Origin of the sequence: Denitrovibrio acetiphilus DSM 12809, assembly GCF_000025725.1 — a bacterium.
GTDB classification, from domain to species: Bacteria; Chrysiogenota; Deferribacteres; order Deferribacterales; family Geovibrionaceae; genus Denitrovibrio; species Denitrovibrio acetiphilus.
Genome location: NC_013943.1, coordinates 2,078,434 through 2,098,093, shown reverse-complemented (window position 1 = coordinate 2,098,093; position 19,660 = coordinate 2,078,434). Strand labels below are relative to the sequence as shown.

Sequence of the window (19,660 nt, the reverse complement as noted above, 5' to 3'; positions counted from 1 at the left end):
AAAGGTGCTTTATATGAAGGTTAAAGTCTTTGTCAAACTTAAAGAAGGTGTCCTTGATCCTCAGGGGCAAACGATCCTTGGTTCAATTGGGCGTATGGGTTATGATTTCGCCACAGAGGTTCGTGTGGGCAAGTTTTTTGAGATAGAAGTTAAGGATAAATCCTGTGAGAAAGAGCTGGAGAAAATTTCTGCGGATCTTCTTTCCAACCCTATTATTGAAGAATATTCAATAGAGTTTGTGGATTAATAATATGAAAGCAGGTGTTGTTGTTTTTCCAGGTTCAAACTGTGACCACGACTGTTATCATGTGCTGAAGCACGTTATGGGCGTTGATACTGTTTTCCTGTGGCATAAGGATACCGATCTTCAGGGGGTCGATCTTGTGGTTCTTCCTGGCGGTTTCTCCTATGGAGATTATCTTCGCAGCGGAGCTATAGCTAAGTTTTCTCCCATTGTGAGTGAAATTGTTGATTTCGCGAATAAAGGTGGGAAGGTTCTCGGGATTTGTAACGGTTTTCAGGTACTGACAGAGACAGGTCTTTTGCCGGGGGCGCTTATGCGTAACCGCGACCTGAAGTTTATCTGTAAATACCTGAACCTTCGTGTTGAGAACTCCGATACACCTTTTACAAGAATGTACGCAGCCGGCGAGGTTGTGGGGATACCTGTCGCACATATGGACGGGAATTACTACATCGATCCGGAAGGTCTTGCGAAGCTTGAAGAGAATAATCAGGTTGTCTTCAGGTATTGTGACGAAAACGGCGAATGTATAGACTCGACCAACCCTAACGGCTCCCTTAATAATATCGCAGGTATTGTGAACGAAGCCGGGAATGTGCTCGGCATGATGCCTCATCCGGAACGCTGTACAGAGGGTGTTATGGAAACCAGAGACGGATATTTTCTTTTTGAGTCAATTATGAAAGCGATAGGGGGTGCCGCATGAGCGTATACGAAAGCTTCGGCTACCCGAAAGTGACCTTTACGGTCGCAAAAGAGATGGGACTTTCTCAGGCAGAGTTTGAGAGCGTTGAAAATCTCCTCGGCAGAACCCCGAACTATATAGAGCTTGGTATTATTTCATCTATGTATTCCGAACACTGCTCCTATAAATCAAGCCGTGTTCATCTTGCAAAGTTTCCTACGGAAGCGCCCTGGGTGGTTCAGGGGCCGGGGGAAAATGCAGGTGTTATATCAGTAAACGACGAGGGGCTTTGTGTCTGCTTTAAAGTGGAATCACACAACCACCCTTCATTTATAGAGCCCTTTCAGGGGGCTGCAACCGGTGTCGGAGGTATCCTTCGGGATGTCTTTACCATGGGTGCAAGACCTGTTGCTGCTATGAACTCACTCCGTTTCGGTGGACTTGATAACCCTAAAAACAGATACATATTCGAAGGAGTTGTGGAGGGGATATCCCACTACGGCAACTGCTTCGGTGTGCCCACTGTAGGCGGGGAAGTCTATTTTAATGATTGTTACAACGGTAACCCGCTGGTCAATGCTTTTGCTCTCGGTGTTGTGCAGAAAGATAAAATATTTCTAGCCAAGGCAGAAGGTAAGGGTAATCCTGTAATATATGTTGGTGCTAAAACAGGACGTGACGGCATACATGGCGCCACAATGGCTTCTGCTGAGTTCGACGAAAACAGCGAGGCTAAACGCCCGAATGTTCAGATTGGTGATCCTTTTAAAGAAAAACTGCTCCTTGAGGCTTGTCTGGAGCTTATGAAAACCGATTATATTGTCGGTATTCAGGATATGGGCGCTGCCGGGCTTACAAGCTCTGCTTTTGAGATGGCATCCAATTCAGGCTCAGGCGTCAGGCTTGACCTTGACAGAGTGCCTGTACGTGAAAACAGTATGACCCCTTATGAGATCATGCTTTCAGAGTCTCAGGAACGTATGCTCATGGTTGCTAAAAAGGGCTATGAGGACAAAGTTAAAGATATATTCGAAAAGTGGGATCTTGACGCTTCTGTTATCGGTGAAGTTACTGATGACGGATATGTTCGCCTCACATGGAACGGAGAAGAAGTTGCCGCTCTGGAGGCTGCTCCGCTGGCAAACGAAGCTCCGAAATATGAAAGACCTTATTCAAGACCTGCGTCACAGGACGAGCTTCAGAAAACTGTCGATGTTGACGAACCGGAAGACCTTCAGGAAGTGCTTTTAAAAATGCTTGCCAACCCTACCATCGCTTCAAAACGGTGGGTTTGGGAACAGTACGACCATATGGTACGTGTGGGAACAGTACAGCTCCCTGGCAGTGATGCGGCACTTATACGCCTGAACGAATCAGAAGTGGGCGTTGCCATGTCCAGTGACTGCAACAGCAGATACTGCTATCTGAACCCTTTTGAAGGGGGGAAGGCAGCTATTGCTGAGTCAGCGAGAAACGTCGCTGTGAGCGGTGCGAGACCGAAAGCCTTTACAAATTGCCTGAACTTCGGAAACCCTGAGAAAGAGGGGATTATGTGGCAGTTCGTAACTGCAGTTGAGGGGATATGTGAGGCTGCAAAAGTTTTAGAAACTCCGGTTGTGAGCGGTAACGTATCGCTTTATAACGAAACAGAAGGTGTACCTATCCAGCCGACACCGACAATTGTTATGGTTGGTGTCATAGATGATGTTACCAAACGCATAGGCTCATACTTTAAAGACTCGGGCAACACTATTTATCTCCTTGGGGAGAATGACGGACATATAGGCGGTTCTGAATATCTTGCTTTCGTTCACGGGAGAGAGGCGGGGGATGCTCCGGCTGTTGATCTTGATCGTGAGAAGGCTATTATAGATTTTATGTGCGAAGCTGCTGACAACAGACTGGTTAGTTCAGCACACGACATATCCGACGGCGGACTTGCTGTGGCTGTTTGCGAAATGACATTCGGAGGTGAAAACCTTGGTGTGGATATCAAACTCGAAAGCAGTCTCCGTAATGATAAACTTCTGTTTGGTGAAAATCATGGACGCGTTCTGCTGGAAGTGTCCAATGTAAACGCCAGAGCAGTTGAAAAACTCGCTGGGAAATACAGCTTGCCCATAAGCAGAATAGGGCGTACGACAAGTGACAGGATAGAGATTTCATCCGGCAGGGAAAAAGTTATTAGCCTTCCGGTTAAAGATGCTGAGACTATCTGGAAAAACAGCATCGGGGATAAAATGAATGTTTGATAAGTTTCACGAAGAATGCGGTGTGGCAGGTGTCTATGCCAACGAAGACGCTGCAAATCTCGTTTACCTTTCGCTTTATGCTCTTCAGCATAGAGGGCAGGAAGGTGCAGGTATTGCTGTGAGCAACCGCAATGAGATAGCAACAGAAAAAGGGATGGGGCTTGTGGCTGATATCTTCTCTCAGGAGAAGCTTGACAGGCTCACAGGGGATATTGCGATAGGGCACAATAGATATGCTACAACAGGACTTTCTGAGCTCCAGAACACCCAACCTATAACAGTAACGATCAACGCCGGTGTGATGTCTCTTGCCCATAACGGTAATATAGTAAATGCAGACGAAATTAAACAGGAGCTGGTGAAGCAAGGGGCTATTTTCAATTCCAGTTCCGACACTGAAGTGGTAGTTCACCTCATAGCCAAGAGTAAAAAAGAAGATCTGCTCGATTCTATTGTTACGGCTCTTTCACAGCTTAAGGGTGCTTTTTCACTTCTCCTTATGACAAATGATAAGCTGATAGGTGTACGTGACCCGATGGGGATGCGTCCGCTTGTCCTTGGGAAGCTGAAGAACGGCTATATACTTACTTCTGAAAGCTGCGCGCTTGACCTTATAGAAGCTACAATGGTGCGGGAGATAGAGCCGGGCGAGATGGTTATTATTGACGATGACGGTCTTAAGTCAATATTTCCGTTTGAGAAAACAGCTCCGAGACCGTGCGTTTTTGAACATATCTATTTCGCAAGACCTGACTCATTTATTTTCGGCAACAGTGTTTATGAAGTGCGCAAACGCCTTGGTGTAAAGCTTGCTGAAGAAGATGATGTTGAGGCGGATCTTGTTATCCCTGTTCCTGACTCCGGTGTCGTTGCGACTCTGGGGTATTCTGAAAAGAGCGGGATGGCTTTTCAGATGGGGCTTATGAGAAATCATTATGTCGGGCGTACATTTATTGAGCCTAGCCAGTCTATCAGACACTTCGGAGTAAAGATAAAGCTTAATCCTGTGCGTGAGGTGATAGAAGGAAAACGAGTTGTTGTTGTGGATGATTCTATCGTCCGTGGTACAACCAGCCGCAAGATAGTGAAGATGCTGAGAGAGGCGGGAGCAAAAGAGGTGCATATGCGCATAAGCAGCCCTCCCACAGCTTTTCCATGCTTCTACGGCATAGACACTCCTACCAGAAAGGAACTTATCGCATCTACTCATACAATAGAAGAAACAAGAAAATACATAACAGCGGATAGTCTGCACTATCTGAGCATTGATGGTCTGATGGAGTGCGTTCAGAGCTATGACTATTGTCATGCCTGCTTTAGCGGAGCGTACCCCACCATGCACCACAACGGTGATTAACAGGAGCTTAATGTGGAAAATGTAATTGTTGTCAGAATGTTTGGCAGCAGCATGGAGTTTGTCTCCGGCTGAAGCCCCTCATATTTCCCCTCAGGTTGCGGGGTTAAAGATGATCCTTATGAAGAGCTGTCATATAAAATGGATGCCATGCTCACAGCGGAATACGGGAAGGAGAATGTTGATTTCAGCTATATTGATGTCTCTTCTCCTGAAGTGCTTGAGTATATCGACGATGTAACAAATATTGTTGATGGAAGGCTTCCTTTCCCTTATATATCACTTAACGGTAAACCTTTGTGCTGGGGGCTCATGGAGTCTGCTGATATCATAGGAAAAGTTAAGGAGAAGTTGGACTGCACAGAGATATAGCATAATTTTATGCGGTCGAAGACAGAACATCACGCATTTATGAGTGGATGAATGAGCTAATCGCAGCTTTAGAGCTTATAAGTCATTGTGGGGAATGTAATAACGAAGCAATCTCATGATTAATTAACGAGTCCAGAGACTGCCGCAGCACTGCGTTGTTCGCAGTGACGTATTTTAAATATGCTCTATTAGATTCATTTCTGGCGGTCAGCGGAAGCTGTATAATATTCGTGAATGTACACTACTCTTATAAAAATTAAAATTACCGGATCTCGGTGTTTCAAGCGAAAGTATTATTGTTTCCACGAAACTCATACTTTCTTCTTTAATAAGCTGAAAACTCAGTAACAACTTTTAAACTGTATTTTGAATAAAAAAAAGGGAGCCGTCTGGGCTCCCTTAAGATTTCTGTTAGATATTATTGGGTTATTTGCATTTGAGGGTTGAATTTATATAAAACACTAACCTTAATGCAAACAGTTACATTTATTCTTTAGGTTGAATTCAATCATTATCAGTCTTTTCCCAAAACAGTAGATGAGGTTGAAATCTATAGCCGTCATTTATTTAGGGAGATGATATAACATCACTGCTAAATAAACTAATCGGTTTCTATCGCCATTTAAATGAACGGTGCAGTTAAGCCATGTTTCGTCTTTCATCACTTTTAATTCAATAAAATTAGGATGTTCGGTAACGGCAACTTTTACCGAGTTTAAAACAGATGTAAAGTCTTTGTTCTGTACAAACATAATCACTGCTGCTTTTGAATCTCTCCAGCTTAGATACCCTAAGAGTTGTGATATTGTGTCCAGAAACGCTTTTGAGCCTTTCCAGAATTTACATTCAGCAATAAAAACATTTTTTCCATCATGTCTTAATAAGATATCCGTTTTGCCTTTCTTGTTAAAAGTCTCACCTGTAGCCGACCCTTCAAAATTAGGCTCAAGCATCATTAAAAAATGATCTCTTAAATGCTCTTCTTCCTTGTCGCAATATAGACTGGGCAATCTTTCAAATTCCTTACCGACATCATGAATCAGTTTGAGAATCGAATTGTAAGTGGTTAAATCAAGGCTTGGTTCAGGAGTATAGCCGGCCTCGTGAACTTGAGGTCTGCTGATAGGGATTTTCTTTCGTATTCCCTGTGTGGGTACTGCAAAGGTTTGTGGTACATTTGTAGCTTTTTTTATTGGCACACCAAGCGATGCTAGAATATTATTTTTACTGAGGATTTTCTTTTTACGGGAGTCAAATGCATTTTTGACTTGAGTTTCGATACCTGAGTTATATTGATCAATGTCTTTTGTAACATTTACAAGTTGCTTCATAATATCACGGATCTTTGAGTCTTTATCAATTGTAATTTTAGCAACATCATTACTAAAGTTGATTATTTCAAAAGTAAACTCTTGTCCACTGATCTCAATACCTGTTGACCACAGTATTCTCGTACTTGGTTTGCATTTTAGCAAATAGCTATTACCACTGAAAGGCATATGGAATCTGATAACATCTTTTTTATATTTTTCGCCCTGTCGAACGAAAAAAGTATTAGGGAAATATTCTGCTGGAATCATTTGTTCAGATGATGAAGCGTAAATTTGATCAACATGAATTTTTAAAGGTTCGATCTTCGCTTCTTCCGTTTTATACTTAATATAATCGACTTCATTGACATTTAGCAGATAGTCATCACTTTCTTTTTCGATGGAATCAACTATCGATGCTTTTTTTTGTTCAAGATAATCTCGCAACTCTACTTCCGCAAATATTTGAATACTATACCTGTTCATCATAATTTACTCCAATAAGGTATTTTATACTCAATCCAATTCCCCACGTTCTGACATCGTATCCAGAGTTAGGATAGACGCACCATAGTCCCTGAAAGATTTTTCTTTTGGAGATGCTTCTTTAAGATGTGATGGTCTGTCGCTGTATGGCTGAACAATCACACTACCTGACTGTCTGGCTATTTTAGAGAATAACAGCTTCGCCCGAATAACCTCATAACTGTAACCTCTGCCCATGCGGTTTGCCGCCTTCATAACTCCGTTCATGGCTTCTGTGTAGCCATTCGTAATAGGGCAGTCAAAATAGTTAAAAATGTCCTCATAGTGGCTATCCACTATTTTGATGACAGTATTAAACTCTGGGCTGAATTTCAGCGGTATAGCATCTTTCCATTCTTTATATGCCGCCTCTCCGGAAGCTCTGTCTGGGAACTCATATATATTGAAAAAAGTTTCCTTCAGATCATAAGCTAAAGCCAGTTCCGGATAATTTTCTCTGATATATTCAACAACCTCATGGTCATATTCCGATTTGCTTTTACTGCCTTTAAGCAGTGACCAGCGAATGTTCTTTTTGACCTTAAGCCGCTCTGAATGAGATAGTTCGCTCTGAAGCTTTTTTCTGATTTGCTCCATAGCGTTTGAAGCCATTCTTACAACATGAAATCTGTCAATTACAAGCTTTGCTTGTGGAATCTGCTCTGAAATGAGAACCTTGTATGGTTCCCACATATCCGCACAAACCCATTCAATATTGTCTTTATCCTTCAGCTTCTCAAAATACTGACGCATACTTGCCAGCTTCCTGTTGTCATGGATATCGAAAAGAGTATTCATCTCAAGGTTAACCATTACAGCTCTGTAACCGCCCGAAATCATTACTTCATCAAGACCAAGCAGCCTTGGGGTTTCCCTGTATACAGAAGTTTCCAGATCTTCTGTATAATCTAAGGCGATTGCTTTAATGGTATTCACTGCAAGTCCGGTTTCGTTTGCTAGTAATGTAAAGGTGTTGTTAAAGCACCTTGCCTGAACGAATTCTATTAACCGCTTTGTTACAACTCGCTTTTCATCAAGAGATGGTATATTGGGTACAATAACGGTTCCGCATGATTGACAGCGGTATCTCTGCCGTTCTATCTCTACTTTTACAGGCATCCCATGCATAGGGGTGTCAGCATAAACATGTGTACGTTTACCGTGTTTATATACAGGTTTTGAACCGCATCCGGAACAGGACTCCGGCTCCGAAACATTAGACTCCGCAAGTATAAGGAGAATATCATCTTCTATCCGCTGCCCTATGGGGTTAACACCTTTTAACTGTAGTAAATCAATCATTGGTCTTCATCCCTTGCTTCTGTTATCAGTCCGGCAACAGCATCACTCTTTAAAAGTTCGTAGACAACAGATAAGAAGGTGTTGCGTGTAAATTCATCACTCAGAAGACGTTTTGCCATCGCCTGATGAGAGCCAAGAGCTCCCACAATAGCTTTTGTGGCTTCGGCTGGCAGATCAGCTTTCATAGCCTGTTCTCTGCTGTTGTTTTTAACCTGAGCCATGACTTTCTTATTGTCTCTGAGTTTCTCGCTGACATGAACCGCAAAGGCCACCTTGTCTTTATCGGTGATATCCTTACCGAATACATCATTGAGCATTTTGATCAGCTCCTGAAGGTATGCTCTTTCCCTGTCTCTCGGATCACGCCCACCAGTACCTTTTGCGGGTTCAAGCAGAGGTTTGTCTGCGGCATCAAGTCGTGTATCAACTGAGCCCGTGTCTGTCATTTTGAAATGGGTAAGCTGTAGACCGTTCAGGTCAACCTGCTCTGGAGCTATACCTTTGAGTCTCTTGCTCAACAATTTTGCGTATGAAGCAAAAGACTCTATAGAAGCATCTCCGAACTCCACCAACTGAGCTACATACTCATAGATATTTACAAACTTGGTTAAGCCCTCACTGAAGATTAAGAGCTCGTCACGGGCTTTTGTATACTCAGACCTTCTGGCATCCGCTTTCTTTGTTCCTGCCTCATCTTGCTTGCTCTTAGCCAGCAGAAATTCTTTTTCAGAAACTTCAATTGCGTTGTTCAGCATCTTCATGCGCCCGTTAAAACGGTCTGTTGCCGGTTGTGTAAGTGAATAAAGCTTCTCATGTGTTACTTTAGCTGAGGTTATAGCAATACCGAACTGGCGAACCTCTTCAGCTTCAAACATCTGCATACCGTCAAGACGCTCCTTCATATCATATACGATATTAGGATCCTGCACATTTGCCACATCTGCACTTTTGTAATATGTCTTAAAGGCCTCAACTATCTCATCCGGCTTGTTGGCAAAATCTATAACATATGTCTTGTCTTTACCCGCATAGGTTCTGTTCAGGCGTGAAAGAGTCTGTACTGCCTCCACACCGGATATCTTTTTATCCAGATACATTGCAACAAGCTTCGGCTGGTCGAAACCAGTTTGAAACTTATTTGCAACAAGCATTACCTGATATTCACGAGTATCAAAAACCTTACGAAGATCACGCCCCCTGGTATCAGGATTCATATTATCTTCAGTAAATGATTGGTCGTCAGGAAAGTGGTTAAAGTCATCATTGATATCTTTCCCAAGTATCTGGCCGGAAAAGGCCACTAGAGAGCGTATGCCGACATACCCCTTTTTTTCAACATACTTATCAAAAGCTAGCTTATATTTCACTGCTGCCGCCCTTGAGCTGGTCACAACCATCGCCTTCGCCTGACCGTTCAGGAGCATAGCTACACTGCTATAAAAGTGCTCAACAATAAACTCCACCTTCTGAGATACATTTGTCGGGTGCAGGGACACCCATCTTGCCAAAGCTCTCTTGGCATATTTAGCATCAACTCTTGTCTCATCCTTTACGAATTTCTCGCCAATCCGGAATGCTGTGTCGTAATGGGTATAGTTCTGCAGAACATCGAGTATAAATCCTTCCTCAATGGCCTGCTGCATAGTATATGTATGGAATGGGACCGGAGGATTATCTTTTGAAAGCGGCTTGGATGGATCCATAGGTCTGCCGAATAATGAGAGCGTGGAATGTTTCGGAGTTGCGGTGAAAGCGAAGTGGCTTACATTCTTAGGCATACCACGCACTTTCTGAATCATCTCAAGTATCTCATCAGATGTCATAGAAGCCATATCAGCCTTTGAATTCAGAGCCAGTACCTGTCTCAGCTTCTGAGCTGTGCTTCCTGTCTGGGAGTTATGGGCTTCATCCATAATGACAGCGAATCTTTTATCCTGAAGGCTCTGCTCTGTCAAAATTGCTTCCATAGCATATGGGAAAGTTTGTATTGTTACCACAATGATAGGTGTGCCAGTCATAAGTGCATTTGCTAGCTGTTGGCTTTTGGAAAGGCTTGATGCCTCTCTGTCCACAGCATGAACAACACCGTATTGGTGTTCAATCTGGCTGATGGCTTCCTGTAGTTGGGCATCGAGAACCGTTCTGTCAGTAACAACGATAACAGAGTTGAAGTATGATGCTCCGCTTGCATACCTGAGTCTTATAAGCTCGTGGGATATCCACGAGATAGTATTTGTCTTGCCCGAACCGGCACTATGCTGAATAAGATACTGATGACCGGCTTCTTCCACCTTTACTGCGTCTATAACTTTAGTTACAGATTCCCACTGATGATAGCGTGGAAATATCATTGTCTCTTTGAAGCGTATCTCTCCGGAAGCGGTCTCATACTCCTTTTTCTCTATCAATACAAATCTATGAAATATTCTAAGCCAGTTGTCTTTCTGTAATATCCTTTCCCACATGTAGCTGACAGGGTAGCTATTCTCGGCAGATGGCGGATTACCTGCAGCTCCGTCATTCCCCTGATTAAACGGCAGGAAATATGTCGCCTCACCGTCAAGCTTGGTCGCCATATATACCTCAGAGTCTGACATTGCGAAGTGAACGATAGCTCCTCTTTTGAAGGCAAGAAGCGGTTCCAGTCTGCCTGATGAAGAGCTTTTTGGCTTCCTGTCCTGTTTGTACTGTGCCTTTGCAGCCTCAACAGACTGGGTAAAATCAGTCTTAAGCTCAAAAGTAGCCACAGGGATACCGTTTATAAAAGCCACAAGATCTATAGCGTTTTCGTTATCAAGGGAATATCTGACCTGTCTCACAATGCGGAGGCGGTTCTGATTATATCGTTTTACTGAAGTTTCGTTTCTGTCGTCTTCCGGCATGGTCTGGCTCATCTGGATAGTGCCGCCTCCTGCCATTCCAAAACCTCTTCTAAGGACATTTATTGTCCCACCTGTTTTAGACTCCAGAGACTTCACGAGCCTGTCAAGCACAGCAGGTTCAGTATCACTGCCGTGAATCCGGATAAGCTTTTCCCATGTTTCAGGCTGGCTATCCTGTATCCATGCAAGGACATCAGGGTAATATAGAGCCCTGCCACGATCATATTCTGTATGCTTGCCAACTTCCCAGCCAGATGAGGTCAGTTGGTCTACTATGTAGTCTTCAAAGTGTATTTCTCTGTGAGCGGTAGACATTAGGCTTCCTCCCTGACATCTATTTTACCGGTAACCGCAGCGGTTATCAGTGCGGATCGTTTTTCTTTCAGCAGGCTTATGCTTTCTTCAGTTTTGGAAATTAGAGAGTCTATTAGGATTGTCTCACTGCTTATGTATTCAGCAATGGCTTGTTGCTCTTCATATGGAGGAACAGGGAAGGACAATTCCTTAAACTCATCTGTAGGTAAACGCCAGCGTCCCAACTGTGCACTTCCATGCCCATAATTAAAGAAGATTTTTTCCTTATATCCTCTTTGCATATGGTAAAGATAGTATTGTGGATTACAGTTTTGAGCTGACAATCTGAATACTCTGTAATCAGGACTCGTTACTCCATCAAATTGCGATATATCAACATATCCTGTAAGTAAGTCCATATGGTTCATAGCAAAGTCGCCAACTTTAACTATTTGGTACTTTGTGTAGTCCATAGAAAGCTGTCCTTCTCCGGATTCAATATCCTTAACTTTTATACCTGTTTGCGTGATAGACAGGACATCGTGACCTAAAAACCCAGCAATACGCTTTTCTATTGTGAATAGATATTTTGCTTTCACTATGTCCCAATGTTCAGGTACTTCTCCCAGCCACTCAACGCCTGAGTCTTTCATCTTCACATCTGGGTTCATGCCTTTTGTGACAGCATGAGTAATGAGAGCAGTACGCTTTTCATCTAGCTTTTCTATCAGTTTCTTCTTTTTATCAATCAGTTCATCTATCTGAGCAGTTTTTTTATCTAGATATTTCAAAATAATACTTTGCTCTTTCAATGGGGGAAGTATAAAAATAAGATTCTTAATGATCGTCGAATTCAACCCATGCATTATAGAGCCCTTGCCCATTAACCTTATCTGATGTTCAATATATGCAGAGTCATTTATAAGATACTTACAAAACCGGCTTAACAAACACTTGTTAACACGAAGCCTAATAAGGTGAGAATCTATAATCCCTTGATTGATCTTTTCTGGAGTGACCTGACATCTGCCAGCAGTCCCCATCATAGTCACTAAAATATCACCAGGTAGAGTTTCATATACTTCTAACTCACAAAATAATTCTTCAGATACGAAACGATGACCAAGGTCAAAGTTGTTTTTAATTATATTTTCTTGTCCATATACTTTTATTCCTTCATCACTAAGCAATTCTGCTTTTATTTGACTGCCAAAAGGACCAATTTTTAAACCCTCAAAACCAGCTCTCAGCTGAAACTTAAACCTTTCTATTGCCCAATGCTCAGGAATTTCTCCAAGCCACTCAATACCACTGTCTTTATATGACGGATATGCTTTATAGCTCATTTCTTTTTTCCCTGCTCTAAGCCTTTCTGGAGGGTTTCAAGCTCCTGAAGGTCTTTTGCATCTTCTTCCTGAGCTTCAGCTATTTTCCGCTTCTTATCAAAATCCTCAAAACGCTCATGAGCTATACGTTTCATCTGCTCTTTGCTGATAGAACCCGCACCCTGTAAAATAGGCTTCTCATTAAATTCAAGCATCCTGTCCACGTTGCTCCGCCAGTAATCAAGGGTAAGCTGTTTTCTGTCTTTTACTCTCAGTTCTGCCTGCTCCAGAAATATCACCACAAGCCTGTTAAGAGAGTCTATTTCATCGGATGTAAGGTAGTTTTTAGCTGTTATCACGTCACTCTTGCGGACTCGGCTGCCTTCCCATGATGTAAGGTTCATATTCGGCATGTTTGAGTCAGAGCGTTTAACGATTAACTCCGCTGCCGTATAGCCTGTAACAGCATAAAGAAGCTTATTCTGCACTTCTGCAAAGAAAGTCTGGCTCGCTTGCTGGCTGTCTTTATAATCAATACTGAGTGCAAAGAGGTCACGAACCTTCTGATAAAACCTTTTTTCTGAGGCCCGTATCTCACGGATGCGCTCAAGGAGCTCATCAAAGTAATCCCATCCTCCGGGATTCTTAAGCCTCTCGTCATTCATCACAAAGCCTTTGACGATATATTCTTTAAGCTGCTTGGTTGCCCATATGCGGAAACGTGTGGCTATCATGCTCTTTACACGGTATCCGACAGATATAATCACATCGAGGTTGTAATGAGTTACAGTCCTTTTAACTTGCCTGTCACCTTCCTGACGAACTACCGAGAAATCCTCGGTAGTTGCTTGTGGTTCAAGCTCTCCTTCTTCATAGATGTTTTTCAAGTGTAGAGAGATATTATCCTTTGAGCACTGAAAGAGGTTTGCCATGTCACTTTGAGTAAGCCAAAGTGTCTCATCTTCCATCAGCACATCAAGCTGAAGCTTCCCGTCATCTGTTTCGTAAATGATTATTTCGCCTTTGCTGTTCATCTTGTCACCTTTTTCAGGAGCTCTGCGATGGCGTTTTCAACAGCTTCAAGGTCAGCATCTATATCTTCCAGCGATCTTGGCGGTACATACTCATAGAAATATCGGTTAAAGTTTATTTCGTACCCAACAATGCCCACTAAACCATCTTTATGATCTTTTTTAGCGGTATCTATCCATGCGTCCGGCACATGAGGTATAACTTCTCTTTCAAAATATTCATCAATATCTTCGCCCAGTGGCACGTTTTCGTAATCACGCAGGTCAGGATCAGGTAAAGGGTTGCCTTTTGCGTCACATATCACCTTTGCATCAGGGTAATGTTTCCCAAAAAACTTGCAGATATTTTTGATTAATGCGGCACTCGGCTTCTTTATTCCGGCAGCTTTAAGGAAGCTGTCAATATCCAGATATTCACCGGAAACTTTGGATAACTCATCAACATATTCAGCGTTCTTACTGTTTGCCCATGACTCAATATTCTCAGGTGTTACGGAGAATTTAAGCTGGAGAGGTCTTTCGACTGTAATGCGTCTGTAACCAAACTGTTCAGTCTCAAATATCTTGCTGACATCACTTTCTTCAAAAGCATCATGAATTCTCGCTGTCTCAGTGATCTGTTCATCATTCAGCCATTTGCGCTTACTGCCAAGATTTTTACGCATAGGAGTGGATATCTTACTTGCGTCAATTAACTGTACCAGCCCCTTTCTATGCTCTTCTTTATTTGTAGAAAGTACCCATATATATGTGCTGATACCTGTGTTGTAGAACATATCAGTCGGCAGAGCAACAAGAGCTTCAAGCCAGTCATTCTCAAGTATCCACCTGCGGATCTCCGACTCTCCAGAACCTGCTCCGCCATTAAACAAAGGGGAGCCAGAAAGGACTATCCCTATTCGTGTCCCGCCTTCCTCTGGTGGCTTACGTTTGGAAAGCAGGTGAAGCAGGAACAGCATAGAGCCGTCACTTACTCTCGGAAGTCCTGGGCCGAACCTTCCGGCATAGCCTTTTACTCTGTGCTCATCGTTAACAGGCTTCTGAACCTTCTTCCAGTCCACACCGAAAGGCGGATTCGCAAGACAATAGTTGAAAGTTTCTCCCGACAGAAGGTCATTTGAAAGAGTGTTCCCAAACTTTATATTGCGGGTGTCATAGCCTTGGATAAGTTTGTCGGCTACACAGATAGCATGAGTCTCAGGGTTAAGCTCCTGAGCATAGGGAATGATAGTAGCGTTAGTGTTCCACTCTCCCACGAGCTCAATACCGGACGAAAGAAAGCCTCCTGTTCCGGCAGCACAGTCATAAATTGTACGCACAATGCCTTCACCGCTTAATGCTTCCTGATCTGTAGAGAAAACAAGTGTTGTAGCCAGACGCACAACATCTCTTGGAGTGTAAAACTCTCCGGCAGTGTCATTTGACGCTTCAGCAAACTTGCGAATCAGGTGTTCAAAAACTAAGCCCATCTCATAGTTGGAAACAACTGACGGATGAAGCTCTAAATCTTTAAATTCGTTTGATACAAGATACAAGAGATTTGCTTCTTCAAGTTTACCAATCCAGCTGCTGAATGAAAACTGTTCAAATACCTGACGGACATTTGAGGAGAACTTACTTATATAGTCTTCGAGGTTTTGCTTGGTATTTGTTGCTCCCAAAGTAGAGAGAGTAAATTTTGAGGTAGTATAGAATGTACACCCAGCTATTCCTGGGAGAATCAAGTCGAGGTCAAGTCCCTGATCTTTAACTGCTTCATATTGTTCCAGCACAGATTCCCTAGTGGGCTCAAGAACACATTCAAGTCTTCTGAGCACCATAAACGGCAGAATAATTCGTCCGTATTCAGCTTGTTTGAAATCGCCTAACAGAAGGTCAGCTACTGACCATATTTTATTCGCAAATGTTTGTTGATCCATTTTTCACTCCACCCTAGATTGCATAGTACAGACTATACAATATGTGGAACAAAATCAACCCCAATATGCACAGAAGAATTATCTATATTATTTGCTTGTAATAATTCAATTCAACCCTCAAATGCAAATAGCCTATTATTGTTAGTTATAAAACTGAGAATATCTGGGGTTAATCTCAATTTTGGCATTCGCCTTCAGGTTTTCAACATAACTTTGAACTGCCTGATTTGACTTAACACCGAATAGAGAGCTTTTGATCTGCTCTTTTGTCTGGTCGTCCATAGTGGCGATGTCAGGTTTGATGATGTCCTTGACCTGAACGATATAAACGTTAGAACCTACAGTGTAGACATCTTTGATAAAATCGCCCGGTTCAGCTTTAAATATATCACCCATAAGCCTGGCGTTCATACCAAGACCGTTGATAGGGTCGGTTCTTTTAAACTTTGGTGTTGTGGTATATGACTCTTTAAGAGTATTTGCTGCATCATCCATAGTGTCCAGCTCTGAAGCTTCTACCGCTTTAGCTTTGGCAAGCTCAAGGCTTTTCACTTTAACAAAGTCCGCAGTAACCTGCTCTTTTATATCCTCTAATTCTGGAATATATGAGTCATATTTTTCGGTCATTTCAAATATCATTTTTGGCTCGCCGACTTCGAGAACCTGAGAAATCTCAGATTTTGTAAGAGCAAGAAGTCTTTTTGCTACCGCTGGCATGCCGTTGAGAGGTTCAACATTACCTGCTGCTGTGAGTCCTTTGATCTCTCGAACGGGGAGAGGTGTCTCAGCCTGTTCGTTGTATGCTGTGATATTTGATTTATCAAGAATTGCTTTGTAAGTGTCATATACGTGTGTTCTGAATGAAGATGCGGATTTCTGATCTTTTATAAGCGCAGCGATTTCATCCTTTACTTCATCAAGAGTAGGGTCTGTTGAAGGGATGTATTCTTCGACGTTGATAATATGAAAGCCGAACTGGGTTTTAACCACATCGGATACTTCGCCTGGATTTGTAGTAAATGCAGCATTTTCAAACTCAGGAACCATCTGACCTCTTGTAAAGAAGCCGAGTTCCCCGCCATTCTGGGCTGTTGAGTCTTCGGAGTATTTTTCTGCCATCTTTGCAAAATCAGCGCCATCCACAATTTCTTTTCTAACTTTTTTAGCTTTCTGATATATCTCTGTAGCAGCTTTTTCATCATCCCAGTTTTCCACACGGAAGAGGATGTGTGCAGCCCTGACTCTCTCCGGCTCGTTGAAGCTAGCTTTATTTTGTATGAAGTAATTCTCTATCTCTTTGTCAGATGTTATGAATTCGCCTTTGTATGTTTCAGGGTCAAAAGTTACGTATTTGAAGTCTGCTTTTTCCGGCACTCTGTATTGTTCTTTGTGCTCGTCAAAGAAGGCGGTGAGGGCGTTGTCTGTTATTTCGACATTTCCGATAAAATTGTCAGCTCCAAGCTCAAGGTATCGTATAGTCGCTACGGTATTTTGATATATAAATTCCTGCTCAACTTCCTGATCGCTGACAGCAACACTTTGTCTTATGAGATCCTCTATTTTTTTGAGGGTTATATCTCTTCTGATGCTACTCTCAAAAATTTGAGGTGTCAGTCTGTTTCTTGAAAGTAGCTGGACATAAAGCTGTTGATCAAACTGCCCGTCAGTCTGAAATGCCTGAACCGACTGAATGTTAGCAGCAACTTCTGCGTCAGAAGCAGGGATATTGAGTCTGTTAGCCTCATTTCTGAGGAGGGTTTCCGTGATGAGTGTTTCCATCACTGTTTTCTCAAGGGTGTCCCCTTTGAGTATCTCGTCTATATTATTACCGAATAACTGCCTGAACTGGTTTCTTGTGTTTTCGACTTTGTCTCTGAATTCCTGGTCTGTGATTGTTACGCCGTCAACCTTTGCAGCGTAGAGCTGGCTTTGAACTTTGTCACCAACGCCCCATACAAAAAAGATTGTGCCGACAAAAGCTGCGATTACGAACCATAGGGAAAATGTAATGAGTTTCTTTTTATTTCTCAAGCTGGAGATCATATTGAAGTACCTCAGATGTTTAAAAGGACCCGACAGGGTGACTCCGGCACTCTGGCAATCCAACTACCGTTGCTTCCTTCCGGACCTGGCGGGGTTCGCTGGATGTCAGATGCAGAGGCCCCATCGGGCCATTCGTTAATGTTTTTGTCAAAACAACAAAAAGCGGAGAAGGAGGGATTCGAACCCTCGGTACGCGTAAACGTACACACACTTTCCAGGCGTGCTCCTTAAACCTGACTCGGACACCTCTCCAGAAAGGAATCAAGTTTATATCAGCCTTTTTGCTTTCTGTCAATACTGTTGATTCAGTTTCGACCTAATTAGTTTATCAAAACTGCTCACTGCTAAACATATCACATCCTGAGATAAATTATAATCTTTTCGTAACATAAACGGAGGATAATATGGACGGCAAACGTGAAAACACACTACAGACGTGTCTTTCCGAAAGGGAAAGAGATATGGTGATCAAGATCGCAACTGATGAAGGTATCAGCGTATCTGCTTTTATAAGGCGGGCTGTACGCAGGGATCTTCAAAGAAATTAGGACTTTCGGGGAGTTTTGCTGTCTGCTGGCTCCCCTGTTAATCAGCTCTTACAAACTTAGCCTGTTTGTCGGTCTTTTTAATCTTAAGGAAATACATAGGAGGATCACCGGCATCCGGAGGGGTGATTTTCCCTGTTGCTTCAATGTAGCCGAAGCGTTCTTTTACACTTATCAGTTCCATGCCACAGCCGGGGCATTCTGCTCCTGTATATATAAGGAGGACAGAGTTCTTGTCAAAATCAACTCCTGCCAGCGGATCTTTTAACTTTACAGCACGTTTCATCAGAAAAGCCTGATACTGTCCCCACGAGTTTATAACAGTGGCAGACGACAGGGCTTTATTAAATTCTTTGTTGGTGTGTATTATCGAATATTGCATATCTTTGCCACTATAAGCGCAGTTTACTGTTACCAGTGAGCATATTGTTAAAAGAATTATAATTTTCTTCATTTTTTCACCATACTTGTTTTATATAAATAAAAATATAACATATAAAAAAGACGTATGATATTATATGTTATCTAAAACCAATCAGGAGACAGTCATTATGTCTAAGAAATTCCATGTTTTTACATTAACAATACTGGTATTTATTTGTAGCATTACCAGCTTTGCTGCTGATTCTATATCTGTGCGAATTATAAACGGTACCGCTGCTCAGGAGGGGGAGTTTCCATTTATGGTTGAACTCTTTTTACAACAGGGGGGGAACTATTACTCATTTTGCGGAGGCACACTTATAAGTGACAGATGGGTGCTCACCGCAGCTCACTGCCTTGAAGACTATACTCCTGATGCTGTGCTTCACGGCACACTCGTAGATGACCCGCTTGACGTAGGTCAGCTTGCGCCTGTGCAGCAGATCATAGCCCATGAAGACTATGATCTTTTTGGTGATAATATGGATAATGACATTGCTCTTTTGTACCTGTCGCAGCCTGTGGCAGATTTACCTATAAATTACGTTTCTTCGACCCTTGTGCCAGCTTTTGAGACGGGTACAGTTGCCACAACAGCGGGGTGGGGAAACACCAATCCTAACTTTAGCTCCAGCTCTGATGTGCTTCTGAAAGTAAATATACCTGTTGTTGCTCAGTCAGAATGTGCCTCAACATATTCAAACCTGACAACACCGTATACCGATAATATGATTTGTGCCGGATATGAAGACGGAGGGTACGACTCGTGTCAGGGTGACAGTGGCGGTCCTCTTTTTGTTCAGAACAGTGATGGGACAGAAACTCTCATAGGGGTAGTAAGTTATGGACTTGGATGTGCGGAAGCAGGGCAACCAGGTGTTTATACAAAAGTTGCAAACTACTTCAACTGGATAGAGGAGAAAACAGGACTGACCCTTACCGAGTATGATGGTTATATCCCTGTTACTGATAGCGGTGGGAGTGGCGGCGGCGGTTGTTCTGCTGCCGGAACAGGCTCAGCGTTCAGCTTTTTGCTTATGTTTGGGTTTGCAGGTGCATATATGCTGAGGAGAAGATTTACAAAAGCTAAGTCGAATATTGTTTAATATATTTTATGAAAGGGGGGCATATGTCTCCCTTTTCTGCTTGTGCTA

At 42.7% G+C, this 19,660-nt stretch carries 15 protein-coding genes, 1 tRNA gene and 1 other RNA gene; 7 read left to right on the top strand and 10 right to left on the bottom strand.

The window, feature by feature from the left end; genetic code table 11:
* Positions 1-13 precede the first annotated feature (13 nt).
* The 5 genes from purS to DACET_RS09995 all read left to right on the top strand — a co-directional run bounded on the left by purS (position 14) and on the right by DACET_RS09995 (position 4,907).
* A complete protein-coding gene (purS, locus tag DACET_RS10015) occupies positions 14-247 on the top strand; it encodes a phosphoribosylformylglycinamidine synthase subunit PurS (RefSeq protein ID WP_013011255.1) in 234 nt (77 codons plus the stop codon).
* A 4-nt stretch (positions 248-251) separates the two neighbouring features.
* A complete protein-coding gene (gene purQ / locus DACET_RS10010; RefSeq protein ID WP_013011254.1) occupies positions 252-950 on the top strand; it encodes a phosphoribosylformylglycinamidine synthase subunit PurQ in 699 nt (232 codons plus the stop codon).
* Positions 947-3,181, top strand: a complete 2,235-nt coding sequence (gene purL, locus DACET_RS10005) for a phosphoribosylformylglycinamidine synthase subunit PurL (protein ID WP_013011253.1) — start codon at positions 947-949, stop codon at positions 3,179-3,181. Before purQ ends, purL begins: the two co-directional genes overlap by 4 nt.
* Complete coding sequence (gene purF / locus DACET_RS10000; RefSeq protein WP_013011252.1) at positions 3,174-4,538, top strand: amidophosphoribosyltransferase; 1,365 nt, start codon at positions 3,174-3,176, stop codon at positions 4,536-4,538. The genes purL and purF overlap by 8 nt, the downstream gene beginning before the upstream one ends.
* 138 nt (positions 4,539-4,676) lie before the next feature.
* Positions 4,677-4,907 carry a hypothetical protein gene (locus DACET_RS09995; RefSeq protein WP_013011251.1) on the top strand — a complete coding sequence of 77 codons (231 nt, stop codon included), beginning with the start codon at positions 4,677-4,679 and terminating at the stop codon, positions 4,905-4,907.
* A gap of 563 nt (positions 4,908-5,470) precedes the next feature.
* Here DACET_RS09995 and DACET_RS09990 read toward each other — a convergent pair.
* The 9 genes from DACET_RS09990 to DACET_RS09955 form a co-directional block, all read right to left on the bottom strand.
* Positions 5,471-6,706, bottom strand: coding sequence for a hypothetical protein (locus DACET_RS09990; RefSeq protein WP_013010757.1), 1,236 nt, complete (start codon positions 6,704-6,706; stop codon positions 5,471-5,473).
* A 27-nt stretch (positions 6,707-6,733) separates the two neighbouring features.
* Entirely contained in the window at positions 6,734-8,044 is a 1,311-nt protein-coding gene (locus tag DACET_RS09985) for an ISL3 family transposase (protein WP_013010756.1), read from the bottom strand.
* Entirely contained in the window at positions 8,041-11,241 is a 3,201-nt protein-coding gene (locus DACET_RS09980) for a type I restriction endonuclease subunit R (RefSeq protein ID WP_013010755.1), read from the bottom strand. Before DACET_RS09980 ends, DACET_RS09985 begins: the two co-directional genes overlap by 4 nt.
* A complete protein-coding gene (locus DACET_RS09975) occupies positions 11,241-12,566 on the bottom strand; it encodes a restriction endonuclease subunit S (protein ID WP_013010754.1) in 1,326 nt (441 codons plus the stop codon). The genes DACET_RS09980 and DACET_RS09975 overlap by 1 nt, the downstream gene beginning before the upstream one ends.
* Positions 12,563-13,579: a virulence RhuM family protein gene (locus DACET_RS09970; RefSeq protein ID WP_013010753.1), complete on the bottom strand. Its 1,017-nt coding sequence runs from the start codon at positions 13,577-13,579 to the stop codon at positions 12,563-12,565. Before DACET_RS09970 ends, DACET_RS09975 begins: the two co-directional genes overlap by 4 nt.
* Positions 13,576-15,495, bottom strand: coding sequence for a type I restriction-modification system subunit M (locus DACET_RS09965; protein WP_013010752.1), 1,920 nt, complete (start codon positions 15,493-15,495; stop codon positions 13,576-13,578). The genes DACET_RS09970 and DACET_RS09965 overlap by 4 nt, the downstream gene beginning before the upstream one ends.
* Positions 15,496-15,636: 141 nt before the next feature.
* Positions 15,637-17,538 (bottom strand): SurA N-terminal domain-containing protein, encoded by a 1,902-nt coding sequence (locus DACET_RS09960; RefSeq protein WP_013011250.1) that lies wholly within the window; start codon positions 17,536-17,538, stop codon positions 15,637-15,639.
* Between the two features lie 27 nt (positions 17,539-17,565).
* Positions 17,566-17,664: signal recognition particle sRNA small type (ffs, locus tag DACET_RS15850), an RNA gene on the bottom strand.
* 37 nt (positions 17,665-17,701) lie between these two features.
* Positions 17,702-17,790 (bottom strand) — tRNA-Ser (locus tag DACET_RS09955).
* 152 nt (positions 17,791-17,942) lie between these two features.
* Between DACET_RS09955 and DACET_RS16325 the strand changes: the two genes are divergently transcribed.
* Complete coding sequence (locus DACET_RS16325) at positions 17,943-18,086, top strand: ribbon-helix-helix domain-containing protein (protein ID WP_013011249.1); 144 nt, start codon at positions 17,943-17,945, stop codon at positions 18,084-18,086.
* A gap of 37 nt (positions 18,087-18,123) precedes the next feature.
* Here DACET_RS16325 and DACET_RS09950 read toward each other — a convergent pair whose 3' ends face one another.
* Positions 18,124-18,537, bottom strand: coding sequence for a hypothetical protein (locus tag DACET_RS09950; RefSeq protein WP_013011248.1), 414 nt, complete (start codon positions 18,535-18,537; stop codon positions 18,124-18,126).
* Between the two features lie 97 nt (positions 18,538-18,634).
* Between DACET_RS09950 and DACET_RS09945 the strand changes: the two genes are divergently transcribed.
* A complete protein-coding gene (locus DACET_RS09945; RefSeq protein WP_013011247.1) occupies positions 18,635-19,612 on the top strand; it encodes a S1 family peptidase in 978 nt (325 codons plus the stop codon).
* Positions 19,613-19,660: the final 48 nt, after the last annotated feature.